At 44.6% G+C, this 24,123-nt stretch carries 24 protein-coding genes and 3 tRNA genes; 18 read left to right on the top strand and 9 right to left on the bottom strand.

Going from position 1 to position 24,123, the window contains the following annotated elements; translation table 11 throughout:
• Window positions 1-86: 86 nt before the first annotated feature.
• Window positions 87-359: a cold shock domain-containing protein gene (locus E0D71_RS01575; RefSeq protein WP_133001541.1), complete on the bottom strand. Its 273-nt coding sequence runs from the start codon at window positions 357-359 to the stop codon at window positions 87-89.
• A gap of 326 nt (window positions 360-685) precedes the next feature.
• Here E0D71_RS01575 and clpS point away from each other — a divergent pair, with 326 nt between their 5' ends.
• Both clpS and clpA read left to right on the top strand, forming a co-directional pair.
• Window positions 686-1,033, top strand: coding sequence for an ATP-dependent Clp protease adapter ClpS (gene clpS / locus E0D71_RS01570; protein WP_207923307.1), 348 nt, complete (start codon window positions 686-688; stop codon window positions 1,031-1,033).
• A 20-nt stretch (window positions 1,034-1,053) separates the two neighbouring features.
• A complete protein-coding gene (gene clpA, locus E0D71_RS01565) occupies window positions 1,054-3,309 on the top strand; it encodes an ATP-dependent Clp protease ATP-binding subunit ClpA (protein WP_133001540.1) in 2,256 nt (751 codons plus the stop codon).
• Between the two features lie 128 nt (window positions 3,310-3,437).
• Here clpA and infA read toward each other — a convergent pair whose 3' ends face one another.
• Both infA and aat read right to left on the bottom strand, forming a co-directional pair.
• A complete protein-coding gene (gene infA / locus E0D71_RS01560) occupies window positions 3,438-3,656 on the bottom strand; it encodes a translation initiation factor IF-1 (RefSeq protein WP_115896003.1) in 219 nt (72 codons plus the stop codon).
• A gap of 235 nt (window positions 3,657-3,891) precedes the next feature.
• Window positions 3,892-4,614 carry a leucyl/phenylalanyl-tRNA--protein transferase gene (gene aat / locus E0D71_RS01555; protein ID WP_133001539.1) on the bottom strand — a complete coding sequence of 241 codons (723 nt, stop codon included), beginning with the start codon at window positions 4,612-4,614 and terminating at the stop codon, window positions 3,892-3,894.
• Window positions 4,615-4,886: 272 nt separating this feature from the next.
• Between aat and E0D71_RS01550 the strand changes: the two genes are divergently transcribed.
• The 6 genes from E0D71_RS01550 to cobA all read left to right on the top strand — a co-directional run bounded on the left by E0D71_RS01550 (window position 4,887) and on the right by cobA (window position 12,145).
• Complete coding sequence (locus tag E0D71_RS01550; protein ID WP_133002094.1) at window positions 4,887-7,577, top strand: DNA translocase FtsK; 2,691 nt, start codon at window positions 4,887-4,889, stop codon at window positions 7,575-7,577.
• A gap of 38 nt (window positions 7,578-7,615) precedes the next feature.
• Window positions 7,616-8,227: an outer membrane lipoprotein chaperone LolA gene (gene lolA / locus E0D71_RS01545; RefSeq protein WP_133002093.1), complete on the top strand. Its 612-nt coding sequence runs from the start codon at window positions 7,616-7,618 to the stop codon at window positions 8,225-8,227.
• Window positions 8,227-9,570, top strand: a complete 1,344-nt coding sequence (locus tag E0D71_RS01540; RefSeq protein WP_133001538.1) for a replication-associated recombination protein A — start codon at window positions 8,227-8,229, stop codon at window positions 9,568-9,570. The genes lolA and E0D71_RS01540 overlap by 1 nt, the downstream gene beginning before the upstream one ends.
• A gap of 12 nt (window positions 9,571-9,582) precedes the next feature.
• Window positions 9,583-9,954, top strand: a complete 372-nt coding sequence (gene crcB / locus E0D71_RS01535) for a fluoride efflux transporter CrcB (RefSeq protein WP_133001537.1) — start codon at window positions 9,583-9,585, stop codon at window positions 9,952-9,954.
• A 91-nt stretch (window positions 9,955-10,045) separates the two neighbouring features.
• Window positions 10,046-11,347: a serine--tRNA ligase gene (gene serS / locus E0D71_RS01530; RefSeq protein ID WP_133001536.1), complete on the top strand. Its 1,302-nt coding sequence runs from the start codon at window positions 10,046-10,048 to the stop codon at window positions 11,345-11,347.
• A 54-nt stretch (window positions 11,348-11,401) separates the two neighbouring features.
• Window positions 11,402-12,145 (top strand): uroporphyrinogen-III C-methyltransferase, encoded by a 744-nt coding sequence (cobA, locus tag E0D71_RS01525; RefSeq protein WP_133001535.1) that lies wholly within the window; start codon window positions 11,402-11,404, stop codon window positions 12,143-12,145.
• Window positions 12,146-12,251: 106 nt separating this feature from the next.
• Here cobA and E0D71_RS01520 read toward each other — a convergent pair whose 3' ends face one another.
• From E0D71_RS01520 to raiA, 6 genes are all read right to left on the bottom strand, one after another.
• Window positions 12,252-12,578, bottom strand: a complete 327-nt coding sequence (locus E0D71_RS01520; RefSeq protein WP_133001534.1) for a TusE/DsrC/DsvC family sulfur relay protein — start codon at window positions 12,576-12,578, stop codon at window positions 12,252-12,254.
• A gap of 3 nt (window positions 12,579-12,581) precedes the next feature.
• Window positions 12,582-12,869 carry a DsrH/TusB family sulfur metabolism protein gene (locus E0D71_RS01515; protein WP_133001533.1) on the bottom strand — a complete coding sequence of 96 codons (288 nt, stop codon included), beginning with the start codon at window positions 12,867-12,869 and terminating at the stop codon, window positions 12,582-12,584.
• Between the two features lie 2 nt (window positions 12,870-12,871).
• Window positions 12,872-13,219: a DsrE family protein gene (locus tag E0D71_RS01510; protein ID WP_133001532.1), complete on the bottom strand. Its 348-nt coding sequence runs from the start codon at window positions 13,217-13,219 to the stop codon at window positions 12,872-12,874.
• A gap of 5 nt (window positions 13,220-13,224) precedes the next feature.
• Window positions 13,225-13,617, bottom strand: a complete 393-nt coding sequence (gene tusD / locus E0D71_RS01505; RefSeq protein ID WP_133001531.1) for a sulfurtransferase complex subunit TusD — start codon at window positions 13,615-13,617, stop codon at window positions 13,225-13,227.
• A 95-nt stretch (window positions 13,618-13,712) separates the two neighbouring features.
• Entirely contained in the window at window positions 13,713-14,369 is a 657-nt protein-coding gene (locus E0D71_RS01500; RefSeq protein ID WP_133001530.1) for a Bax inhibitor-1/YccA family protein, read from the bottom strand.
• 167 nt (window positions 14,370-14,536) lie between these two features.
• On the bottom strand, window positions 14,537-14,854 hold the full coding sequence (gene raiA / locus E0D71_RS01495) for a ribosome-associated translation inhibitor RaiA (RefSeq protein WP_133001529.1): 318 nt from the start codon (window positions 14,852-14,854) through the stop codon (window positions 14,537-14,539).
• A 237-nt stretch (window positions 14,855-15,091) separates the two neighbouring features.
• Between raiA and E0D71_RS01490 the strand changes: the two genes are divergently transcribed.
• The 10 genes from E0D71_RS01490 to E0D71_RS01445 all read left to right on the top strand — a co-directional run bounded on the left by E0D71_RS01490 (window position 15,092) and on the right by E0D71_RS01445 (window position 24,086).
• Entirely contained in the window at window positions 15,092-15,955 is an 864-nt protein-coding gene (locus tag E0D71_RS01490; protein WP_133001528.1) for a DnaT-like ssDNA-binding domain-containing protein, read from the top strand.
• 46 nt (window positions 15,956-16,001) lie between these two features.
• Window positions 16,002-16,664 carry a replication protein P gene (locus E0D71_RS01485; RefSeq protein ID WP_243711895.1) on the top strand — a complete coding sequence of 221 codons (663 nt, stop codon included), beginning with the start codon at window positions 16,002-16,004 and terminating at the stop codon, window positions 16,662-16,664.
• A 124-nt stretch (window positions 16,665-16,788) separates the two neighbouring features.
• Window positions 16,789-17,433 (top strand): response regulator, encoded by a 645-nt coding sequence (locus tag E0D71_RS01480; protein ID WP_133001527.1) that lies wholly within the window; start codon window positions 16,789-16,791, stop codon window positions 17,431-17,433.
• Window positions 17,434-17,444: 11 nt separating this feature from the next.
• On the top strand, window positions 17,445-19,265 hold the full coding sequence (gene uvrC, locus E0D71_RS01475) for an excinuclease ABC subunit UvrC (RefSeq protein WP_133001526.1): 1,821 nt from the start codon (window positions 17,445-17,447) through the stop codon (window positions 19,263-19,265).
• Window positions 19,266-19,302: 37 nt separating this feature from the next.
• A complete protein-coding gene (gene pgsA / locus E0D71_RS01470) occupies window positions 19,303-19,863 on the top strand; it encodes a CDP-diacylglycerol--glycerol-3-phosphate 3-phosphatidyltransferase (RefSeq protein ID WP_133001525.1) in 561 nt (186 codons plus the stop codon).
• A gap of 96 nt (window positions 19,864-19,959) precedes the next feature.
• Window positions 19,960-20,034, top strand: a tRNA-Gly gene (locus tag E0D71_RS01465).
• Window positions 20,035-20,059: 25 nt separating this feature from the next.
• Window positions 20,060-20,133, top strand: a tRNA-Cys gene (locus tag E0D71_RS01460).
• Between the two features lie 10 nt (window positions 20,134-20,143).
• A tRNA-Leu gene (locus E0D71_RS01455) sits at window positions 20,144-20,229 on the top strand.
• Between the two features lie 1,089 nt (window positions 20,230-21,318).
• The gene (locus E0D71_RS01450) at window positions 21,319-22,032 is read left to right on the top strand and encodes an outer membrane beta-barrel protein (protein WP_165942938.1); all 714 of its coding nucleotides are present in this window, start codon (window positions 21,319-21,321) and stop codon (window positions 22,030-22,032) included.
• A gap of 284 nt (window positions 22,033-22,316) precedes the next feature.
• Entirely contained in the window at window positions 22,317-24,086 is a 1,770-nt protein-coding gene (locus E0D71_RS01445; protein WP_133001523.1) for a sensor domain-containing diguanylate cyclase, read from the top strand.
• The last annotated feature ends 37 nt before the right edge of the window (window positions 24,087-24,123 follow it).

The raw sequence follows: 24,123 nt of genomic DNA, 5'->3' as shown, positions 1-24,123 counted from the left end.
GGTTGAATTGTCAGGCGATAAAAAGCTCCTCACAATTCCATAGAAGCGTAAGATAGCAAAATCAATAGACGATAGCGATGAAGCAGTTAGAGTTCGGCGAGTTGCGCAGGCTCTGCTGTTTCTTTGCTTTCGTTATTATTGTCGCTGTCAGATGGTGCGACAGGGGTGATGTCGATGGCATGTAAGCCTCGTTTCCCCGGTTCGACCTTAAAGGTGACGGCTTGGCCGGCTTTTAGGGTTTTATAGCCTTCAACGTTAATAGCCGAGTAATGAATAAATAAATCTTCATCAAACTCTTCAGAAACGATAAAGCCATAGCCTTTAGCGTTGTTGAACCACTTCACTGATCCACTATGCATGAGTCACTCCTTATCCACTCTCAAGTGTCGTTAATAATCAATAATTAGTTGCGAACTCTCTTAGACCTTGACTGTCATTCGAGTTTTGTTGCAACGTAGTTAAAACATCTATATGAACGAGATTGCTAAATAGGTTCAAAGTGTTCTCAAGCGTTCAATGTTAGAATTATATTCATAAACATTGATTGCGTATTTGATCCACTATTATTGAGCGTAGAAGTCGTTTTGTTATTTGTAAAATTTAAGTGGTGATATGTGTATTTATTAAGTCGAAACAAACCGTATTTGGTGAATTTTGTGAAAAAGTGTAGCCTCAGAGGCATAGGATGATTGTAAATCAACAAATTAGACTAATATCAGAAGAAGATGATGCGGGGCATTCTAATGTCGCTATTGCTCCGCAAGAAACGGAATTAAAACCACCATCCATGTATCAGGTGGTGTTATTTAATGATGATTTTACGCCAATGGATTTTGTCGTATTTGTTCTTCAACGTTTTTTTTCAATGGATGGAGAGAAGGCCAATCAGGTAATGCTAGAGGTGCATCAAAAAGGGAAAGGCGTTTGTGGTATTTACCCTTTTGATATTGCCGAAACCAAAGTAGCAATGGTACAACAGTTCGTAGAACAGAATGAGCACCCCTTAATGTGTGACTTACAAAAAGTCGACTGATTCAGAGTGAGGGAATAGCAATGTTAGATAAAGAACTTGAACAAACCCTGAATAATGCCTTTAAAGCGGCGCGTGACAAGCGCCATGAATTCATGACGGTAGAACATTTATTGTTGGCATTGGTTGAAAATGGTGCTGCATCAGGTGTTTTGGCGGCTTGCGGTGTGAGCCTAGAAACATTGAGCAAAGAGCTCGAAGAGTTCGTTGATAGTACCACGCCGCTTATTCCTGAAGACGATGTAGAGCGTGAAGTTCAACCAACCTTAGGTTTTCAGCGAGTGCTGCAGCGTGCTGTCTTTCATGTGCAATCTTCGGGTAAACGTGAAGTGACTGGTGCTAATGTCTTGGTGGCTATTTTTAGTGAGCAAGAAAGCCAAGCTGTTTATTTATTAAAACGCCATGGTGTTGCCCGTATCGACGTGGTGAATTATGTCGCCCATGGTATTTCAAAATTGGGTGATGCCTCCCAAGGTGTGGAACAAGAAGAAGAGGAAGCAGAAGACAGTTCTGCTGCCCCTTTGCAAAAATACGCAACCAATTTAAACGAAGAGGCCAAAGCAGGCAAAATTGATAAGCTTATTGGTCGTGAGTACGAAGTAGAGCGAGTTATTCAAACCCTCTCGCGTCGCCGTAAAAACAATCCACTTTTAGTGGGTGAGTCGGGTGTCGGTAAGACCGCCATTGCTGAAGGCTTAGCAAAGCGTATTGTTGATGGTCAAGTGCCTGATGTGATCGCAGACGGAGTGGTTTATTCACTTGATCTAGGTGCTTTGTTGGCGGGAACTAAATATCGTGGTGATTTCGAAAAACGTTTGAAACACCTGTTAAGTGAAATCAAAAAGCAACCTAACGCGATACTGTTTATTGATGAAATTCATACCATCATTGGTGCGGGTGCTGCATCCGGTGGGGTAATGGATGCCTCCAATTTATTGAAACCTGTGTTGAGTTCTGGTGGATTGCGCTGTATTGGTTCCACGACGTTTCAAGAGTTTCGAGGTGTGTTTGAAAAAGATCATGCCTTGGCGCGACGTTTCCAGAAAATTGATGTGAACGAGCCTAGTGTTGATGATACCTATCAGATCTTGAAAGGTATTATTGGCGCATTCGAAGAGCATCATAAAGTCAAATATGAAGAGCCTGCCTTATTGGCGGCGGCGGAGTTGGCGCAGCGTTATGTGACGGATCGTCATATGCCGGATAAAGCCATAGACGTGGTTGATGAAGCCGGCGCTTTCCAGCGATTACAGCCAGAAGGTAAGCGTAAGGAAGTTATCACCGTGGCGGACATCGAAGAGATTGTGTCTAAAATTGCTCGTGTTCCTGTTAGAGCGGTGAACTCGGATGATCGTCAGATGCTGTCTAACCTTGAGCGCAACCTGAAAATGGTGGTGTTTGGGCAGGATAAAGCGATTGATTCTTTGTCGTCTGCGATTAAATTATCAAGAGCCGGTCTAAAAGCGGAACAGAAACCCATAGGTTCCTTCTTGATGGCGGGTCCGACAGGGGTGGGTAAAACGGAAGTCACCAAGCAGCTTGCTAAGCAGCTCGGTTTGGAATTGATTCGTTTTGACATGTCTGAGTATATGGAACGTCATGCGGTGTCGCGTTTGATAGGTGCGCCACCGGGTTATGTGGGATTTGATCAAGGTGGTCTTTTGACGGAAGCCGTGACTAAAAATCCACACAGTGTTGTCTTGCTAGATGAGATTGAGAAAGCGCATCCAGAAGTCTTTAATTTGCTGTTGCAAGTTATGGATCACGGTACTTTGACGGACAATAATGGTCGTAAAGCGGATTTCCGTAATGTCATTCTTGTGATGACGTCGAACGCTGGGGCCGAGGAATTGGCGAAACGTTCAATTGGCTTCTCAAGTCAAGATAACTCCACCGATGGCTTAGAAATTATTAATCGTACTTTCACGCCAGAATTTAGAAACCGGTTAGACGCTGTTATTCAGTTCCAGCAATTGGATGAGCGAATTATCTTTAACGTAGTGGATAAATTCTTGGTTGAGTTGCAAGCTCAGTTGGATCCTAAAGGCGTGTTGCTTGAAGTGTCCGATATGGCAAGAGGTTGGTTGGCTAATAAAGGCTACGATCGCCAAATGGGTGCACGCCCGATGGCGCGAGTGATTCAAGAGCATTTGAAAAAGCCATTAGCAGATCAAATTTTGTTTGGCGACTTGAATGAAGGCGGTCATGTTAAAGTGATATTGGATGAGAAACTTGATGAATTGAAATTTGATGTGGTGAAAGAGGCGGTCGTTCATTAATTTGACGACGTCTTTGGCATTGTATTGATGTAAACCTTCATCGATTAACTTATCGAGAAATATAAAAAAACCGGACTGAGTCCGGTTTTTTTATGCTTGCACTCAGCTCTTAAAGAAGAGCGAATGCCTTAGCGAGAACGGTAAACGATACGGCCTTTACTTAGGTCGTAAGGTGTTAGTTCTACTTTTACTTTGTCGCCAGTCAAGATGCGGATGTAGTTTTTGCGCATTTTTCCGGAGATGTGTGCGGTTACAACGTGTCCGTTTTCTAGTTCGACACGGAACATGGTGTTTGGCAACGTATCAATGATAGTGCCTTCCATTTCTAAGCTGTCTTCTTTTGCCACAATATGTGTCCTATGGTGTTAACTTTAAATTAGTAGACGCCGACCATGCCTATTTGACGGTCTGCAGACAAGGAGAGGAGTGGTCTCTACTTCGGCCGATTGATCGCTAAAAAATGGATTATCGTTGTTTAGCGACGTCTGAATTTTGATCGAGGCATATTTTGCCTAAAAAGACGACGTAAGGCAAACCCAGAAGGGTAATGCGCTGTGCTTATTTTAGACAATTGTCCTTTTTTTAGTCGAATGTCCCTAAATTGGCGAGTAATTGGTTTTTATTTGGCGTAATGATGAGTTCTGCAAGCGAAGAGGAGAAAGACTTTCTCGGCATCAATTGAGCGCCTAAAGTAAGCAGGTGCTCAGACTCTACTTGGCAATCAATGAGTTCTATTTCGAGTTCTGAAGCGATTTTACAGAAGCCATTCAGCGCCATTTTTGATGCGTTAGGGCGCAGTGAAAACATAGACTCACCAAAAAACACTTTCCCCATAGCTACCCCATAAAAACCCCCAACGAGTTGGTTGTCGACTCGCGCTTCGATTGAATGCGCGTACCCTAACGCGTGCAATGCTTGGTAAGCCTGTTTGATGTCGCTGGATATCCAGGTGCCTTCTTTTTCACGCAGTGATGCACAGTGTTCCATAACCGCTTGAAAATCTTGATTGATGGTAAACGACCAGTTTTCCTTGTTACGAGCTTTGCGAAGAGAGCGAGATTCATGGAACTCTGGTGGTCGTAAAACGCACCGTTCTTGTGGGTGCCACCATAAAATAGGGTCTGGGTCACTGTACCAAGGGAAGAAGCCTTTGCTGTATAGATGAATAAGGCGAGCCGGAGAAAGGTCGCCACCAACCGCAGATAGGCCTTCTGGATCATCCAGTGCTTTGTCTGGGTCTGGGGTATCGTCGATACACTCTGTGAGCAAAACGAGCTCTTTTTCCGTGTTTTCTTGTTCTTGCATAAGAGAGGCGAGCCTTTGAGGGTAAAATGGCGACATGACAGTGGTGCGCATTTTAGCGTGAATTAAAATGACAATAAAACGGTGTTTTTACGCATTCTTTTTACAAAGGTGTCAGTTCTGTCTGTTCAGAGTTTATTATCTGTGTAAAAGCAAGGGTGTAATATTTTGACAAGGGCTTTTTATGGTAAGCTATGGGCACTTGCCGCTCAATTTTGGGTGGGTATTGATCTCTGATTTGGTATGAATAGGATGGACGTGTTTTGGCAGAAGAAATGAGTGAGTCTGGACGATCACCGATATGGGATATGTTTGCCAAACAGGCCGCGTTTATTGCAGCTCTGCTTTTTTTGTTTTTCTTTGCTTTGGCGATTTATTCTTACAGTCCTGATGACCCAGGTTGGTTTTACTCTGGGCGCGATGGTTCTATTCATAACTCGATGGGGCCGATAGGTGCCGTTATAGCCGATTTGTTTTCGGGCTTCTTTGGGTCATTGTTTTATTCGTTGCCGCCCTTGTTCTTATGGGTAGCGATTATTTTATGGCGTAATCCGCACAAACTGCTTCCTCTTAATAACACCTTGCTGTGTACGATTGGGGGCATCTTATACCTCTCTTTTGGCTCTGTATTATGTTACCTCCACACCGTAGGGTCTGCGTCATTACAGTATGGCGCCGGCGGTATTTTAGGTCGAGGGCTTGGTAATCTGTTAAATCGATTTATTGGTTACGATGGCGCCACCTTAGTTGGATTAGCATTTGTGGTGTTGGCATTTACCCTTTTATCGCAAGTTCACTGGTTAGCTTTAATCGATAAATTGGGTGAAAAAACCTTTAATTTAGTCATGCAGATACGAGAAAAGTGGCAGTCGAAAAAGGCGCAAAAGCGTGAGCGTACAGAAAAATTAGCCGATACAGAGGTTCAAGACGAACCAGAAGAGCCTGCAATTGTTCGCAAACGTCGTAAAAATCGCCAAGAGCCAGTGGCCGCTAAAGAAGAAACGGTAGCGCTTAAAGAAGAACCTAGTATTGCGCTTGAAGAAGATGAAAAAGCCACGAAAAAGCCATTTGCGCTATTTGGCTTGCTGTCTAAAAGTAAAAAAGCGGCAGCGTCTGAGCCAGAAGCGCTTGTTGAAACGCCCCATGAAGACCCTAGTTTTTCTGGTTTAGACGACATCGCGATCGAAGAGGTCGATATGTCTTTCGGTGACACCTTATACATTGATGAGGAAGTGCCGAAAAAAGTGGCCTCCACGCCGCTAGCGCCAGCTAAGACAAGAACGCCAGCGACGCCAGTTGAAGAAGATCCTTTGATGGCTTCACCACCGCTGAAGCCTGAAGCAGCGCAACCTGACTCGATTGGGCAAAAAGTAGAAACAATTCCCAGTCATAAACCTGCTTTTCGAACCTTGTCTGAAGCTAAGCAGCTTGATTCGTTGGGCGGCCCCGTTTCGGCTTCTGACAGTGACACCCGTGCAGAGCCTGCCTATTTGCTACCGGATCGTAGCGTGCTGACTAAGCCGAAACCGAAGCAAGGTGGTTATACTGAGGACGAGTTATTGGCCTTGTCTGAATTATTAGAGCGCCGTCTGCAAGATTTTGGTGTTAAAGCGGAAGTGGTAGAAGTGAACCCTGGACCTGTGATTACGCGCTTTGAGATTCAGCCGGCACCGGGTGTGAAAGTGTCAAGGATCACTAACCTTGCCAAAGATTTAGCCCGCTCCTTGAGTGTGATGAGTGTGCGCGTGGTTGAGGTGATCGCTGGTAAGTCCACCATAGGTATTGAAATTCCGAATCAGGTGCGTGATACCGTTTATTTCTCTGAAGTGATTAACTGTGAGATGTACGACAACGCAACTTCGCCGCTGACCTTGTCTCTTGGGCACGATATTTCCGGTGAGCCTGTGGTGGTGGATTTGGCCAAAATGCCGCATGTGCTAGTGGCTGGTACGACAGGGTCTGGTAAATCGGTGGGGGTGAACGCAATGATTTTAAGTATGTTGCTGAAATCCACTCCGGATGAAGTGCGAATGATCATGGTCGATCCTAAAATGCTTGAGTTGTCCATCTACGAAGGCATACCACATTTGTTGACGCCGGTTATCACGGATATGAAAGACGCCGCAAATGGGTTGCGTTGGTCGGTGGATGAGATGGAGCGCCGTTATAAGTTGATGTCCAAACTGGGTGTGCGAAACATCGCTGGTTACAACAAAAAAGTCCGCGAAGCGATTGAGGCAGGAAAACCTATCGAAGACCCATTGTGGCAACCTGAAATGGCCATGTTTTCGGAAGACGGAGTGGCGCGAACTGTGCCGCACTTAGAACCTTTGCCTTATATTGTCATCATTGTTGACGAATTTGCCGATATGATGATGATCGTTGGTAAAAAAGTGGAGGAGTTGATTGCCCGTATCGCGCAAAAAGCACGGGCGGCGGGAATTCATTTGATTCTAGCCACCCAGCGTCCATCGGTGGATGTGATTACGGGTCTGATTAAGGCCAATATTCCAACGCGAATGGCGTTTCAGGTTTCTTCAAAAATAGACTCGCGAACCATCTTGGATCAAGGTGGCGCAGATCAGTTACTCGGTATGGGCGATATGCTTTATTTGCCGGCTGGGTTACCGACTCCGATTCGTGTGCATGGCGCTTTTGTGTCTGACGAAGAAGTGCACGCGGTGGTCGAAGAGTGGAAAGAGCGAGGCGAGCCAGATTACATTAATGACGTTGTGACCAACCCTGAAGATCTTATGTCTGGGGACGATAGCGAAGATAAAGACGTCTTGTATGATGATGCGGTACAAATAGTAATAGAAACGCGTAAAGCGTCGATATCGTCGATTCAGCGACGATTGAAAATAGGGTATAACCGTGCTGCCAATTTGGTGGAAGCAATGGAAGCCGCAGGCTTAGTCGGCCCGATGGGGACAAACGGTCAGCGTGACGTATTAATTCCTGAATAATGCAGTGGCAGAGGTCGGGGTCTAGGAGAGTGATTTTGATGTATAAAATGATGTTGGTGTTGTTGGTTCTGTTCGCGGGTGCGGCGAATGCTGAAAGTAGTGCGTCGGCTCAATTAACCCAGTTGCTGAATCAAAACCGTAATGTTGAAGGTGAGTTTCGTCAGTCAACATACGATGAGAAAGGCAATCAGGTTCAGGTAAGTAATGGCATATTTTTGCTGTCTAAGCCGAATAAATTCGTTTGGGACAGCGTATCGCCTTACGCTCAACGTATTATCTCCGATGGCAAAACTATTTTGGTGTGGGACGTAGACTTACAGCAAGCGACTAAAAAACCGTTTGCAGGAACCGCCAGTAATTCTCCAGCGGCTTTATTGGGTCAGCCTGCAGAAAGTGTTCTACCGCACTATGTCGTGACTAAGCTGGGTGATCATAAATACCGTCTTGAGCCAAAAAACAAAGAAGAGATGTTCAAAACACTGACCTTGGCGTTTAAAAACTCTAAAGTGAGTGCGATGAGTATTATTGATGGTCTTGGCCAAACGACTTTAATTGAGTTTAAGAAAGTGGAGCAGCATAAGGGAGTAGCAAACGCGAACTTCTCAATGGCGGTTCCTGATGATGTGGATGTCATTGTAGAAGGCCAGTAATGGACGATTTATTCGCCGATCAGCAATCTACAGGGTACCAGCCGCTCGCAGCAAGAATGCGTCCTACTAATTTGTCCGAATACATTGGTCAGTCTCATTTAGTAGGAGAAGGTCGACCATTACGTAGAATGGTCGAAACTGGACATTGCCATTCTTTTATTTTGTGGGGCCCACCAGGGGTTGGGAAAACGACTTTTGCACAGCTGTTATCCCATGCATTGGACGCGCAATTTATTGAAATTTCGGCGGTAATGTCAGGGGTCAAAGAGATTCGCGCCGCGGTCGAACAAGCCCAGCAGTTGCGTATGATGAAAGGGGCTCAAACGGTACTTTTTGTCGATGAGGTGCACCGCTTTAATAAGTCTCAGCAAGATGCGTTTTTGCCTTATATTGAAGACGGTACTTTTTTGTTTATTGGTGCGACCACAGAAAACCCTGCGTTTGAACTAAATTCTGCTTTGTTGTCACGGGCGCGAGTGTATCGACTAAAAACACCAACGGCAGATGACATTCAGCAAGTGTTGCAGCGGGCGTTAACAGACAGCGAAAAAGGCCTAGCGAGTGCTGGGTTGCTGTTGAGCGATAACGACCTGGCTATTTTGGCGCAGGCGGCCGACGGTGATATTCGTCGTGGCTTGAATTTTCTGGAAATATTATCGGATTTGGTCGAGCCGGGTACGGCGGTATCGCACGATCATCTAGAAGATGTGTTGGGCGGCAGTGTGCGTCGCTACGATCGCGGTGGTGATGTTTTCTACGATCAGATTTCCGCTTTTCATAAGTCGGTTCGAGGGTCGTCTCCTGATGGTGCTCTGTATTGGATGGCTCGCATGTTGGATGGCGGCTGCGATCCTTTGTATATAGCGCGCCGTTTATTGGCGATTGCCTCAGAAGACATTGGCAACGCGGACCCTAGAGCGCTGCAAATTGGTCTCAATGCTTGGGATGTGTTCGAACGCGTCGGTCCCGGCGAAGGCAATAGAGCCATCGCTCAAGCGGCGGTCTATATGGCGTGTGCACCGAAAAGTAATGCGGTCTATATGGCGTTCAAACAAGCGATGAGCGATGTGGCCTCTCAGCCAAGCTATGAGGTGCCTAACCATTTGCGCAATGCGCCCACATCGTTGGCGAAAAGCATGGGCCATGGTGAAGAGTATCGTTATGCGCACAATGAAGAGAATGGGTATGCAGCGGGAGAGAATTATTTGCCAGAGCTTATTTCTGGGGCTCGTTACTACCATCCTACAGAGCGCGGTTTAGAAAAGAAGATTGCCGATAAATTAGCTTGGTTGTCAGAGTTAGACAGCCAAAGCCTTATTCAGCGCTATTCAAAGACACAATAAAGAGAGTTAATAATGTTTTACTTTATGATTGCCTTAGGCGGCGCGACAGGCGCACTGGGACGCTATGGAGCGACTCGATTCATCAATAACCATTGGCACCATCACTTTCCGTTAGCGACTATGTTAATTAATGTACTTGGTTGCTTTTTAATGGGCGTGGCTTTTGTGGTGATTAGTGAGAGAATACCGAGCTTAGAACCTTATCGACCGCTTATAATGGTGGGCTTGTTAGGCGCTTTTACGACTTTTTCTACCTTTTCCTTGGAAATTATCTCACTTATTAATATGCAGGCTTGGCTAAGTGCAGCAAGCTATTTATTATTAAGTTGTGGATTGGGTATTGCCGGTGTGGCGGCAGGAATAGCCTTGGCGCGTTTCGTTTAGGTTGTTATAGAGATATTTTATCTAGATTTTAAGCACGTTTTGTTTGTGCTTTCTCATATTGATTATTTTGTTAGAGGACTTTGTTGCACCGATGTTAGATATTAAAGCGCTTCGCGCTGATCCAGAAGCCATTGCGGCACAGCTTAAGAAAAAAGGCTACGAATTAGATGTTGCTCGTTTTTCTTCTTTAGAAGAGCGTCGTAAAGCGATTCAGGTGGAAACAGAGCAACTACAGCAGTCTCGCAATGCAGTTTCTAAACAAATCGGTCAGGCGATGAAGTCTGGAGACAAGGACAAAGCGGCTGAGCTAAAAGCGCAAACGGCAACCTTGGGTGATGATCTTGAGGCGGCAAAAGCGCAGCTGAGCCAAGTTCAAGAAGAGTTTGAAAGCTTATTAGAAGGCATCCCAAACATCCCCCATTCTTCTGTTCCGGAAGGAAAAACCGAAGACGATAACATCGAAATTCGTCGTTGGGGACAACCAAAAGAATTTAGTTTTGAAGCAAAAGATCATGTTGATCTTGGTGAAGCGTTGGAAATGCTGGATTTTGAAGCCGCCGTTAAGATTACGGGTTCACGCTTCGCGGTTATGCGCAGCGACTTAGCGCGACTTCACCGTGCCTTAACTCAGTTTATGATTAATACTCATGCTGATGAACACGGTTACTCTGAAGTTTACGTGCCTTATTTAGTGAATTCGACTTCTTTAAAAGGCACGGGTCAGTTGCCGAAGTTTGAAGAAGACTTGTTTAAAGTGCCGGTAGACAAAGAAAGTGGCAATAACGACCTGTATTTGATTCCAACAGCGGAAGTGCCAGTCACCAACTTGGTGCGTAATGAAATTCTGAATGATGCAGACTTACATAAGAAGTTTGTTGCTCATACACCTTGTTTCCGTAGTGAAGCAGGAAGCTACGGTCGTGACACTCGCGGCATGATTCGCCAACATCAGTTTGAAAAAGTAGAGCTGGTTCATGTGTGCCGTCCTGACCGTTCTGAAGCTGTGCTTGAAGAGTTGGTTGGTCATGCGGAAGCCATTCTGCAAAAGCTAGAGCTACCGTACCGTACTGTGATTCTGTGTGGTGGTGACTTAGGTTTCTCTGCGCACAAAACGTATGACATTGAGGTTTGGTTGCCAGGACAAGGTAAGTACCGTGAGATTTCTTCTTGTTCTAATATGTGGGACTTCCAAGCACGACGTATGCAAGCTCGCTGGCGTAACCCTGAAACTGGGCGCCCAGAGTTGGCACATACCTTGAATGGATCTGGTTTAGCGGTAGGTCGTACCTTGGTGGCCGTATTGGAAAATTACCAAAATGCCGATGGTACTGTGACTATTCCGGCCGTATTGCAGCCTTACATGGGCGGTAAAACAGTTTTGGAAAAAGCATAAGCTTTATTTAAAAAAAGCCTCTTTGGGGGCTTTTTTTGTAAAACGAGATAATCTATGACAGGTAAAGTGTATTTAGTAGGCGCTGGGCCAGGTGATCCAGAGCTGTTGACCATGAAAGCGCATCGATTGATTACATCGGCCGATGTGGTGCTTTATGACCGTTTGGTTGGCGCAGAAATTATTGCTTTGATTCCAGAGGCTGCGGAAAAGATGTACGTCGGCAAAGCAAAATCGATGCACAGCTTGCCCCAGGAAGAAATTAATAGCCTGCTTGCTGTCAAAGCCAAAGAAGGGAAAATGGTGGTACGCCTTAAAGGTGGAGACCCTTTCATCTTTGGTCGTGGTGGTGAAGAGCTGGAAGAGCTGGTGCAAGAAAGCGTACCTTTTGAAGTGGTGCCAGGTATTACGGCAGCAGCGGGTTGTGCCGCTTACGCTGGCATTCCGCTGACGCATCGAGATTATGCGCAATCAGTGCGTTTTCTTACTGGGCACTTGAAAGACGGAAGTACCGAATTGCCATGGGATGAGTTGGTTCACCCTGCGCAGACTCTAGTGATTTATATGGGCTTGACCGGTTTAGAAGAAATTAGCCAATCTCTTATTCGCTTTGGTATGGTGCCCTCTATGCCGGTGGCTGTGGTTGAAAAGGGCACGACCTCTGAGCAGAGAGTGTTTACTTCCACGATTCGAGATATTCTAGCGGTTACTAAGAAAAATGACGTGAAGTCGCCAGCATTGCTCATTATTGGTGATGTTGTGACCTTGCAGAATAAGCTGGAATGGCACGGAAAGTACTAAGATTCTTCGCAAAAAAATCACTGTAATGTCTTTAAAAAAGCGCCTTTTTCACAAATGAAGAAGGCGCTTTTTGCGTTTCTGGTAAGGTGTTACTTGAATGATCGCTTTATATGCAGTTGGCGGGTTTAGGCAAACCGGCAATCTTGGCGGCGAGTTTGGGGGGGCTACCAGGAAATAGCTTCATTAGGTAGATGCTTTTGCCTTTTTCAGGGCCAAGCTCTTTAGTCACGGCTTTAACCAGGGGTCTCATGGCGGGCGACACTTCAAATTTTTGATAGAAGTTTCTGAGTAAATGTATGATTTCCCAATGCGGCTCGGTCAGCTCTAGTGACTCTTTTTTAGCAAGGGACAAGGCGAGCTCTTCTGTCCAATCGTCGAGGTTCAGCAAGTAACCTTCTTCGTCCAAAGCAATATTATCTATATCTTTGTTCATGGTTTACCAACTTATGTTTGCGTCAGCAGAGAGAGTGATAGTCACCCATTCTTCATCGCTTAATGCTGTTCCTAGTGTCGGCGTTACGCCATAGGCTAAAGCATCGCTTTGTAAGTAAAAGAGCGACAGTTGTTTTGCTTCGATTAGGGCTTCGAGAATGCCATGCTGAGCGGTACTGCGCAGGATGGCTTCTTCTAGCAGCAGTACGGAATCGCCCAATTGGAGGGCGTTACGCCAAGTTTGCTCAATATCGGAAGGATACGCTAACTGATTTATTTGATGTAGTTGCATGATTAAAACCGAAATACATGTTGGTATTGAGAAAAGAGTGCGTGCCAGTCTTCTGAATCAAGGGCTTTAGTGCCAGACCAGATATTGCCCGCTCTCATTAGTTCGCTGTTTTTTTCGACATAGATGTTTTCAATGTCGTAGAACTCAAGCCCATCAAGTAGCTTGTGCAATTGTTTGCCGTCTGTCTTGTTGGGGGCTTGGTTATCATACAAGAGGGCAAGAGCCGCACCGGACAAGCAAAGGTCAACCGGCTGCTCAAAGGTTGCCAGCACCAGTGCAAGGTCTAAGCCTTCTTTGCAGGCAAGACTTGAGTAAGGGGAGCTGCTTAGGTGTATTAAGGTGTTGTTCATAGTGGTTACCTAAACTGTATGATTTTGCTTGTGGTGCTCATGAGTTCAATCAGTGTGCCGAGCCCTTCTAGTTGGAACCCTTCAGAGAGACTGTGTTGTGAGAGCTCATAGCGTTGGCTTTCTGTTTCATTAATAATGCCTCGACGAACAGACGCAGCGATGCATAAATAAAGCGGGATCGAGTGTGTTTTTGCCAGATCAGCCCACTCTTTCCTTAGGTCGATCTCGTCTCTTGGGGGTTGAGATAGCGCATTGCCAATCAGTACTGCTTCTTCATAAAAGAACACACCATCGAGTGTGTTCTCTGGATTAAGTAGGGCGGCTTTGAGAAATTTGAGGGCGCTATGGCAGGCTTTTGTTTGATAAGGAGAGCCTGTGATCAAGAGGGCGTAGTGCATTGAATCTGGTACCTTGCTGCAAGTAAGGGGTGAGTTTACCAATAAAAAAGGCCGCATGCAGCGGCCTTGTTTTATTCTGTATTACTTGGCAGTGATTAATCGTCGTTTGCCATGCCTAATAGTGATAGAACACTTAAGAACATGTTGTACAAAGAAACGTATAGGTTCACGGTTGCCATGATGTAGTTGGTTTCACCACCATTAATGATTTGGCTGGTTTGTAGCAAAATAATGGCCGCTGAAAACAGAGCAAAACCCGCTGAGATGAAGATTTGCAAAGCTGGCATTTGAACGAAAATACCCGCGATCACAGCAAACAATAGAACAAAGAAGCCTACTGTAATAAAGCCGTTCAAGAAGCTAAAGTCTTTCTTAGAAACCAGCGCATAAGCAGAAAGGCCTAAGAAGGATAGGCCAGTAATACCTAGTGCGCTCATGATCATGCTGGCGCCATTTGCCATGCTTAAATAAGCATTTAGAATTGGCCCAAGCGTAATGCCCATGAAACCAGTTAAAGCAAAAACACATAAAATGCCAAGTGAACTATTTTTGAACTTATGGGTTAGGAACAGCAAACCATAGAAACCGACCAAAGTGATGATCAGTCCTGGATGCGGTAAATTAAAGGCCAAGCTCATGCCCGCAGTGAAGGCGCTGAACAACAATGTTAGCGATAGCAACCCGTATGTGTTGCGGAGCGTTTTGTTGGCCGATTTGGACGTGTGTGTCGAAAGGGCTTCGGTATAACGCATGAGTGGTACTCCTTAAAGTTTATGTCTACCTTATGACTTAATATGAGGCCGTTAGTTCAAAAACTCAAGGTGTGTTTGAGATAGTTACAAACTGATACAAAAACACCGAGCTAGGCTCGGTGTTTTTAATGACAGTGGATAAATGACTTTTTGGTGTTTTTGATGCTTTATGCGACGACCGCTGCTTTATGGATCACCGCGCTTTGCTTGGTTTTGTGTTTTTCAACTTGCCTTGTGAGCTTGTCTACCATAGCGTCAATAGCATGAAATAACCTGTCTTCCGAGGAGGCGGCTGCGAAAATCTCTTTGCCAGGAAGATGAAGGGTGGCTTCTGCTTTTTGGTTTTTGCTGTCTTTTAATAAAATGATGTTTACCGTGGTGATTTGATCGGTAAGCTTTGACACCTTGCTGAATTTTTCAGTGATATGATCTTTGATAGCGGGGGTGACATCCAGGTGATGTCCAGTAATGTTAATTGTATGCATACAACTTTTCTCCTCAGTAAAGTTGATTTTAGGTAGGTATTTTTAGTGACCTACCGCCTGAGCATAGAAGCCCCTTTTGGTTGTGTCAATGAGGCTTAATGTAACGGTAATGTGACTGTCATCATTATTTGTTAGCGAAAAAAAGCAATTGTTTGCAGGCCAATGGTTTTACAGGTTATCGTGCTTATGGGGCGAGCTTTTGTTAGACTGAGGGGCTAAACGTGTGAAGCGAGAACGATGTTGAACAACGATTATTTATTACCTATTTCTTTTTCAATGGCGGCTCAGGTTGGCCTTGAAGAGACGGTACTTTTAACCTTTTTAAAACAACAGTCTTATGTGCTGAATTCTGCGGTTTTGAAAATGGACATTGCGCATCTTAGTGCGCAGCTTCCTTTTTGGACTGTGCCTATGGTGATGCGCTTACTGGCCAACTTACAGATTAGCCAACTGCTTAGCTTTCAGCGACAAGATCAGTCGTTAGAAATTCAGGTGATCCCAGCACAGAGCGCGGTAAAAGAAGACAAGCTTGGTCATCCTGAAGCTGACGATCCCTTGATGAATAAAGTAAACCGTTTGCAACAAGAGGCGCGCGACAACGCCAGCGGCAGTAGGGGCGCGCCAATGCAGCCTTCATCGCAATCGAATTTTACGCCGAAGTCGCCTCAGATGTCGTCGCCTAAAGCGAACTATGCGCCACGGCCTGCTGCTCGACATAATGATTTTTCTGCGCAACCGCCAGTGGTTAATGACCGTCGTGGCATCACGGATTTTGATTTGTATCTAGAGCAGAAAGAACGTTCTCGACAGCCGGATCAATGGCAGCCGGAAGAAGCAACGTTGGAGCAAATTACCCAAGCAGGTATCGGCAGAGAGTTTGCTTTATCGCTGCAGGCGGAATTTTTACTGCGCATCAAAGAGCAGCGTAAAAATGTCAGAACTTGGAACAGTGAATTTTTTAAATACGTAAAACGTCAGTGGCAGTACAAACAATCGGATCGGTCTTCATATGAAGGAACCTCAGGCAGTTCAAAATTTAATAAAACCTCTCGAGAGCAAGTTAGCGACGCCCTCACCAACATCCACGACACAGACTGGTAATACTCAGCAGGATACCCAACGTGACGAGGCGCAACAGCAAACTCGCGTGTTGGTTAATATGTTGTTTGCTCGTTTTAAAGCGATCTATACACATAAATTTGCCTCTGCTTACAGTAACCCAGACGAAGTGAAATTGGCGAAGCGAGAGTGGGCTGTTGCTTTAAAAGGCTTTCAGGAACCGTTATTGGCGTATGCGGTCGAACGTACCAAAGAAGTGTATGCATGGCCGCCGACCATTTCTGAATTTCTAAAACTGATCAATACGGCTTACAAAGCGTACGGTTTGTTGGACCCACGTTCGGCGTATTTAGAAGCTTGTGCTTGTCGCTCAGACCCTCTTTTGTATGCTTGGTCGCACCCTGCGGTTTACTTTGCAGGCTCGCAAACCGGCTGGTACAAACTTAAGTCTGAAGAGGAGCGTGTTTCATGGCCGCTTTACGAAGAAAACTACATCAAGGTGGTTGATCGGGTTATTTCTGGCGAACGTCTTATTATCCCAAGAGTTGCTATGATCGAAAATAAGCACTCCGAGGGAATCGATGTGCTTATTAGTGACATTGCCAAGGCTTTAAAATTGCCAGAAGAAGAGGTTGCTCCGGTGCTTTACTACACTCAAAAGACCTTGGGAACAGGCATTCGTCAGCGCTATCGCCTTATAGCGCAGGAGAAACTTAAGTTAATGGGGTATAACGGAATACTACCTGAGTAAAAATTCATTTCATTAAACAGTTATTTTGTTAGATAAATAAATGTTCTCAGTGCTATGAGACTGGTGTCATTCTGGTTAACATAGTGAAAGAGGACTAAGTTAACTAGTTGGTAAGGTGGTTTCTTTGTTGAAAATCCTGATAGTTGATGATCATGATATGGTAGGGCAGGGTATTAGCCGTGTCTTGCAGGATGTCGCAGGTGTGGATGTTGTGGGCATTGTTCACAGCGGTGAAGACGCTATTGTACAGTCGCGTGCGTTGCTTCCTGATATTGTGTTAATGGATGTGCATATGCCGGGCATTGGCGGCCTAGGAGCGACAAAAGAAATTAAACGACTGACGCCAAAAGTAAAAGTCATTGCGTTGTCGGCATTAGAAGACAGCCTATACCCAGTAAAGTTGTTAGAAGCGGGCGCTTCTGGCTACTTAACAAAAGGTACGAATACAGAAGAGCTGTTAGAAGCTTTGCATGCGGTCCACAAAGGTGGTCATTATATTGCTAAGAGCGTGGCTCAGAAAATGGCGCTGGCCAAATACTCCATTGATAGCAAAGGGTCGCCATTAGAGTCTTTGTCAGATAGAGAATTGCAAGTGGCTCAAATGATCGTAGACTGCAAAAGGTCGACCGAGATCGCAGAGCATTTAAATGTTAGCCCTAAAACCGTTAGTACCTACCGAACACGTATTTTTTCCAAATTGAATATAGAAAGTGATGTTGAGCTTATTCATCTGGCGGTGCGTTATAATGTCCTTGGTATGGGGTCGTAAACGAGGTTTGTTTGACTCACTCAGAATTTGATCCAAAGCACTTTGTTAGCCATCTAACAACTCGACCTGGCGTCTATAGAATGTATGGCAAGGGAGAGTTGCTGTATGTCGGAAAGGCGAAAAACTTAAAAAGTCGCGTATCCAGTTATTTTCGGGCAACCGGGCTTACCACCAAAACCATGGCGTTGGTGAGTCGCATCGACGACATTGAAATCACGGTCACCAAGAGTGAAACCGAAGCTCTGTTGCTTGAGCAAACACTCATTAAACAGCACCGCCCGCCTTACAATATCCTGTTGCGGGACGATAAATCCTACCCTTATATTCTGCTCTCCAATCACCATCATCCGGCTCTATTGTTTCGTCGTGGCACCAAAACCGATTCAGGTAAATTGTATGGGCCTTTTCCTAGCGGAACCGCTGTTCGAGAAAGTTTGAGCACCATGCAAAAGGTGTTCAAAGTTCGCCAATGCGAAGATGGCACCTATGCGAACCGATCCAGACCTTGCCTCCAATATCAAATCAAACGATGCTCAGGGCCGTGTGTTGGCTTAATTGACGATGCTCAATACGCGGATGATGTGCGACATGCTAGGATGTTTCTTGAAGGTAAGAGCCAAGAGTTAACGGGCGAAATTTCTGAGAAGATGAAAGCCGCCGCATTGGATATGGCGTTTGAGCGGGCGGCAGAGCTACGCGATCAAATGATCCAGCTTAAGCATATACAAGAGCAGCAGGATGTCTACGGTCAAACTGGGGATGCAGACGTATTGGCAGCGATCATTCAGCCTGGTGGCTTGTGTGTCCATGTGATGATGGTGCGACACGGTAAAGTCATTGGTAGCAAAAGTTATTATCCTAAAATGCCCATTGAAATAGCCGAAGGGGAATTGTTATCGTCGTTCATTGCGCAGTTCTATTTGGGCGGCATTCAAGAGTTGCCAAAGGTGATTATTACCAGCCATGAGCTGGAGGACAGCGACGCCTTGGTCGAAGGTATTTTTGAAACGACACAAAAACGCATAGAAGTGTTGCATAATGTTCGTGGTCAGCGTGCACGTTGGATGGATCTGGCAAAACTCAACGCTGAGCAAGGCTTGCAGTCACGTTTATCGGATAAACGTAATCATTTTAGCCGCGTGACCGCATTGCAAAAATTGTTAGGCTTTACTGATCCGCCAAGTCACATGGAATGTTTTGATATCAGTCACTCAAGTGGTGAGGCAACTGTCGCATCGTGTGTGGTGTTTGGTCCTGATGGGCCGGATAAAAAACGTTATCGCTCATTTAATATAGAAGGCGTGGAGCCGGGCGATGATTATGGCGCCATGAAGCAAGCCCTGACCCGACGTTATAAGCGGGTCAAAAGTGGTGAGCTAGACACACCGGACGTGTTGTTGATTGATGGCGGTAAAGGTCAGTTAACGCAAGCGGAAGAGGTTTTAAAAGAGTTAGGGTTGGTTAATATCTTTTTATTGGGTGTTGCCAAAGGGGATACTCGTAAACCAGGCCTTGAAACCTTGTACATAGGCTCTAAAGAAGACGAAGTGGTATTGCCACCAGATTCTTCAGCGCTTCACCTGATACAGCACATACGAGATGAGGCGCACAGATTTGCAGTGAAAAGCCATCGTCGCCGTCGAGATAAGAAAAGGCGGCATTCGGTGTTGGAAGATATTCCCGGTATTGGCCCTAGTCGACGTAAAGAATTATTGTCTACTTTTGGGGGTTACCAAGAGTTATTAGCCGCCAGCCAAGCTGATATTGCTAAGGTAAAAGGCATAGGTGTGAAGAAAGCCGAAGAAATTTATTTGCACCTGCATAAGAGTTGATTTTGTTGTACGTTTTACAGACTGAAATAGGAAAAAAATGAACATACCGAATATATTAACCTCCCTGCGGATTTTTATGATCCCGATTTTGGTGGCTATTTATTATTTGCCGTGGGAAGGGCGTTATTACACGTGTGCAGCGGTGTTTGCTGTGGCTGCTTGGACGGACTGGCTTGATGGCTATTTAGCAAGAAAGCTGAATCAGACAACGCCATTTGGCGCCTTCTTTGATCCCGTGGCTGACAAGCTTATGGTGTCGGTGGCCTTGGTTATGTTGGTAGCGAGTTACTCAGATCCATTAATGACACTTGCAGGGGCCGTTATTGTTGGTCGCGAGATTGTGATTTCAGCGCTGCGTGAGTGGATGGCTGAAATGGGCAAGCGCGCCAGTGTGGCAGTGTCTTATATTGGTAAGTTGAAAACCGCCATGCAAATGTTGGCGATCTTTATTTTATTAGGTAGCCCGCCGGGAACCATGTGGTCAGTATTTGGCCTATCTGTGTTGGTTGTCGCGGCGTTATTAACGCTTTGGTCTATGTATATTTACTTAAAAGCCGCGTGGCCGGACTTGGTACCTAAGAAAGCGGACAAAAAATAATCTAAATGAAAAAAAGTCGCTAAGTTAGCTATTTATTTAGATTTTTTCCTTGACGTGAAAGTTCAAATGCATAGAATATGCACCATCTTTTGAGACGCGGGAATAGCTCAGTGGTAGAGCACAACCTTGCCAAGGTTGGGGTCGCGAGTTCGAGCCTCGTTTCCCGCTCCACTTAAAAGATGTCTGATATATTGAAGGCCGGATGGCAGAGTGGTCATGCAGCGGACTGCAACTCCGTGAACGCCGGTTCGATTCCGACTCCGGCCTCCATATCAGAAATGCCCGGGTGGTGAAATTGGTAGACACACAAGACTTAAAATCTTGCGCTGAATAAGCGTACCGGTTCGATTCCGGTCCCGGGCACCATTTATGGTGCCTTTTTTTATGCCTGCACTTTCTTATCTTGCTCAACCCCTTTCAATATCCACTCTCCAGCATTTTCTTAGTGTTACTTCAAATTGTAAGCTTTTCCTTCTCTATATTAGTTTTTCTGAAATTCAGCACCGAAACTGTACCGCACATTGCACCGGAGAATATTCAGTGGCGTCTATTTTTAAAACCTATGACGGATTATGGCGTGCTTAAGTGCGTGTGAAAGGTAAAGGTAGCTAGAAATCCGAAGAATTGAGCGTTGGTTAGGCAAAAGCGCCGACGAACCAGCAGACCCACTTTGTTTTATTTCCCTCCAAGATATTCATTCAAAACACTTTGCCGAATGACGAGACAAACGCCTACAAAAAGTAGCCGTTGCACTGTGCTACGTTGAATGGACCGTGCTTTCTTCTGTTTGTAGCCAATGTGCGAAGGAATGGGGCCGGTTTAGAGAAAACCCGATGACTAGGGTGAAACATTCCAAAGAGCCAGAGGCAAGGACAAGAAGGCTGTTACCAGGCGAATTTGAGCAATTGATGATCGCCACACAATACGACATAGAGATACCGCCAGAATTCAAAAAGAGAGCTACAGGTATTGGTGTAATGTTTATTTCTGTAGCCAATCACAAGGTCAGCTATTTTTATCAGGCCTTACATTTACTAATTCAGTAAAAGCAGAACATGGCTTACAGAGTACTGGATCGTTAATCTATTATCATTAATCAATAGCTCTTCTAGCACTGATTGATAACAGGCGTTAAAAATGGCTGAGTATTCAAGAAATTACATATTCAAACTAGTGAAAACACGAAAAGCGTATTATTATAAATAAATGCTATCGGCATTCAGTAAGTGATTTATAAAAAGAGTATAGAAGGATCAGTTCGAATAATCTCAAAATTGGAAGTTAAGATGGCAAAGGGAAATTAGCTAGGTGGTGTATTCTAAATTAAAGTGACTTTCTCTATTTTCTCATAATTACTTGAAAATAATATTTAACGAAAATGATAAATTTTATTTGTTTTTTCATAAAGCTATCTAAAACAGACAACAAAGTAGGCCCTATATGATTTCAAAGTGTATGAAGAAAACTATTCTAGCTTCCAGCCTTTTGTATATTTCCACGAACCTAGTCGCTGCACCTCAATATTACGGTGTTTTAGAGATGGGTCTTTCACATAGTGATTTCAGTAATTTAGAAGCATCTACCCCTGAAGTAAGCACGACAACTGAGGTTGTTGATGACTCAGGCAACTCTTCATTTTTTAGTGTTGGTGTTGGTATCAATTGGGAAAATAGCCCCCTTAGATCCGAGATTGTATACAGTTCATATGGAGAACAGAATTTTATAGAAGACACCGTTTTTTCTAGTTCTACTGGTTTTTCGAATGAGCGAACCACTACAAATATCAAACAAGATTCACTCATGTTTAACCTCTTGTACGATATCGATATTAAAAGTAACGTTTTTAAACCCTATATAGGTGCTGGCGTGGGAGTGCTCAGATCCAAGGTTAGTGCAACTCAGTCGGATGAGCCTGCAACCAGCAGATCGGCTTCTTTTGCAGAGACCTCTGACACAAATTTTATGTGGAGCGTCGTAGTAGGGGCTAACTATAGTGTGGCCGAAACATTAAAGGTTGGTTTTGGGTATCGTTACATGGATGCTGGAGAAATTAGTACCGATGATAACTGTGTAGGGTCGCCTTCTGCGATATGTGATGCTGGGGAAACACACTCAGCGGATCAAAAGTCACAGCTATTGTTTGTCAGTATGAATTACTATTTTGAATAATCGTTATTAAAAATCAGTAGCGGCTTTTCTCTCGCTTTACTAACGACTCCTTAGGGTGTGTTTCTTTTGTTTTGCAAGAGAAATACCCCTTGTCTACCAGTACCGCTCTTTGTCTATTGTGCTTTGTTGCTGGCTCTCCTGCGCTAATGTAAGTTTCTGTGCACAAACTTTTCACAATTCGATGGCTTCATAGTATAGTAATGGAAAACGCTCAGTTTATGACCTATGTCTGTTCTGGTTAGGCTGAGTTTAGAGTCGCATTACGTAGGTAGAGTAACTAATAAGTGAAGACTGTTCCGTTACGCTGGTTGATTGTTATTCCTTTTGTTGTTCTCGCGCTTGTCTTGGGGATGGCGATGTATTTGCTTTCCACTATCACGATAGCCAATATCGCAGATAGAGTGGGAAAACAATATATCAAAGAGGTGGAAGGCCGTATTTATGATAGGGTGCAAGATTTCGTCACGCCTTTGATTAGTATTGTTGAAATGAATCTTGATGTTTTTTCTCATCGGCCAGAATTGTTGAATGATTTAACCCCGATGGCAGGGCGGTTTTACGAACAGGCGATACCATACTCACAAATGACGTTTATATCTGTTGCAACGACGGATGGGCGTTATGTGAACTCTTCACAAAGTCCGATCAAAAGTGGTCAGCATAATATTGCCGCGAACTTTGTTCATAAGCCATTGACCATGGAGGGATTTGAATACGATCCGAGAGTCTTCATTGGTCCTAAGATTGACTCTGATCCGACCTTTCCTTACGACCCTAGAGTCCGCCCGTTTTACAATCTTGCAGTACAAAATAAGCAGGTAACCTGGGGGGAAATTGAACCTTATTACGGCTTTCCAGTACTTGGTATTAATTTATCGGCGCCTATTTATGGCAAAGATGGTCAGTTATTAGGGGTGACCGCAACCAGTATTGCATTGGTTGAGTTAGACAAATATCTAGCCTCTTTGGATTTGGTGGAAGGGGCCTACCTTTTTTTGGCTGAGGGTAACGGTGATTTAATTGCCACCTCAGAACAAGGTAATTTGTATCAAACGACAAATGGGGTAATCACTCGATCAAACCTAAATAACCATTCAAATAAAGCCTTTCAATTGGCTAGCCAGACGTTAGAAAAAGGCATCCAGGAGTTAGAGGTCGAAGGGAAAAAATATCTATATTATCTGCGGACTATTGATCTTAAATATGGGAAACAGTGGCAGATAGGTATTCTTATTCCGAGCTCTTATCAACAAAGCATTCTCGATAGTTATACGCAAAGTGCGATTATAATCACATTAATTCTGTTCGTGTGTATTGCTGGGATTGGTTATTTAGTCGCTTGGTACATTGGTAAGCCGATTCGTCGCCTTAGTCAGGCTGCGAATGATAAAAATCTTAAAAGTATTCAGCAGCTCCCTCATGTATTAAGTGGGGTTCGTGAGATTAATTCATTAAGCCGAGGGTTACGCTTAATGGCGGATAATCTCTCTGACATCATGCAAAACCTAGAAGAAAAAGTCGCAGAAAGAACCTCTTATTTACAAGGGGAGAATGAGTACTTACTAGAGAGTGCTCTGACGGATGAATTAACGGGCTTATATAATAGGCGTGGTTTTAATCAGGTGTTTGAAGGTGCGATACAACGTGCGCAACAACAAAAACAGCAATTGACCTTTGTGCTCTGTGACATTGATCACTTTAAACGCATTAACGACAAGTTTGGTCATACGGTTGGTGACCTTGCCTTGGTGTCTGTGGCGATGAATCTTAGACACCATGTGCGATTTTCTTCGGACATTGTTGCGCGCTATGGTGGAGAAGAATTTACGTTGGTATTTTTGAATACGGATATTGCGCAAGTGTTATTTAGATTGGACAGTATTCGACAAGGCTTTGAGCGCAATCCTGTGGTGAAAGGAGAATATATCACCATGAGCTTTGGTGTGGTTCATGTTTGTGAAGGTGATATTTTGACCATGGAAGAGCTAATAGAACAAGCCGATAAAAAGCTATATCAGGCTAAAAATGCAGGCAGAGATCAGGTCGTTATCTGATCTCTATAAGTCGTGTGTGACGGCGCAAATGGTCCCT

Origin of the sequence: Marinomonas sp. KMM3893, assembly GCF_004352855.1 — a bacterium.
GTDB lineage: Bacteria > Pseudomonadota > Gammaproteobacteria > Pseudomonadales > Marinomonadaceae > Marinomonas > Marinomonas arenicola.
The sequence above is the reverse complement of the archived record's forward strand: the minus strand, read 5'-3'. Positions and strand labels throughout refer to the sequence as shown.

What these genes read in the sequence shown, in the direction of transcription:
- E0D71_RS01510 (WP_133001532.1), bottom strand. Translation starts at nt 13,219, where the DNA reads ATGAACAACACCTTAATACACCTAAGCAGCTCCCCTTACTCAAGTCTT.
- clpS (WP_207923307.1), top strand. Translation starts at nt 686, where the DNA reads ATGATTGTAAATCAACAAATTAGACTAATATCAGAAGAAGATGATGCG.
- pgsA (WP_133001525.1), top strand. Translation starts at nt 19,303, where the DNA reads ATGAACATACCGAATATATTAACCTCCCTGCGGATTTTTATGATCCCG.
- E0D71_RS01450 (WP_165942938.1), top strand. Translation starts at nt 21,319, where the DNA reads ATGAAGAAAACTATTCTAGCTTCCAGCCTTTTGTATATTTCCACGAAC.
- aat (WP_133001539.1), bottom strand. Translation starts at nt 4,614, where the DNA reads ATGCAAGAACAAGAAAACACGGAAAAAGAGCTCGTTTTGCTCACAGAG.
- E0D71_RS01540 (WP_133001538.1), top strand. Translation starts at nt 8,227, where the DNA reads ATGGACGATTTATTCGCCGATCAGCAATCTACAGGGTACCAGCCGCTC.
- cobA (WP_133001535.1), top strand. Translation starts at nt 11,402, where the DNA reads ATGACAGGTAAAGTGTATTTAGTAGGCGCTGGGCCAGGTGATCCAGAG.
- lolA (WP_133002093.1), top strand. Translation starts at nt 7,616, where the DNA reads ATGTATAAAATGATGTTGGTGTTGTTGGTTCTGTTCGCGGGTGCGGCG.
- tusD (WP_133001531.1), bottom strand. Translation starts at nt 13,617, where the DNA reads ATGCACTACGCCCTCTTGATCACAGGCTCTCCTTATCAAACAAAAGCC.
- E0D71_RS01550 (WP_133002094.1), top strand. Translation starts at nt 4,887, where the DNA reads ATGAGTGAGTCTGGACGATCACCGATATGGGATATGTTTGCCAAACAG.
- clpA (WP_133001540.1), top strand. Translation starts at nt 1,054, where the DNA reads ATGTTAGATAAAGAACTTGAACAAACCCTGAATAATGCCTTTAAAGCG.
- E0D71_RS01515 (WP_133001533.1), bottom strand. Translation starts at nt 12,869, where the DNA reads ATGCAACTACATCAAATAAATCAGTTAGCGTATCCTTCCGATATTGAG.
- E0D71_RS01520 (WP_133001534.1), bottom strand. Translation starts at nt 12,578, where the DNA reads ATGAACAAAGATATAGATAATATTGCTTTGGACGAAGAAGGTTACTTG.
- E0D71_RS01490 (WP_133001528.1), top strand. Translation starts at nt 15,092, where the DNA reads ATGTTGAACAACGATTATTTATTACCTATTTCTTTTTCAATGGCGGCT.
- E0D71_RS01575 (WP_133001541.1), bottom strand. Translation starts at nt 359, where the DNA reads ATGCATAGTGGATCAGTGAAGTGGTTCAACAACGCTAAAGGCTATGGC.
- raiA (WP_133001529.1), bottom strand. Translation starts at nt 14,854, where the DNA reads ATGCATACAATTAACATTACTGGACATCACCTGGATGTCACCCCCGCT.
- E0D71_RS01500 (WP_133001530.1), bottom strand. Translation starts at nt 14,369, where the DNA reads ATGCGTTATACCGAAGCCCTTTCGACACACACGTCCAAATCGGCCAAC.
- crcB (WP_133001537.1), top strand. Translation starts at nt 9,583, where the DNA reads ATGTTTTACTTTATGATTGCCTTAGGCGGCGCGACAGGCGCACTGGGA.
- serS (WP_133001536.1), top strand. Translation starts at nt 10,046, where the DNA reads ATGTTAGATATTAAAGCGCTTCGCGCTGATCCAGAAGCCATTGCGGCA.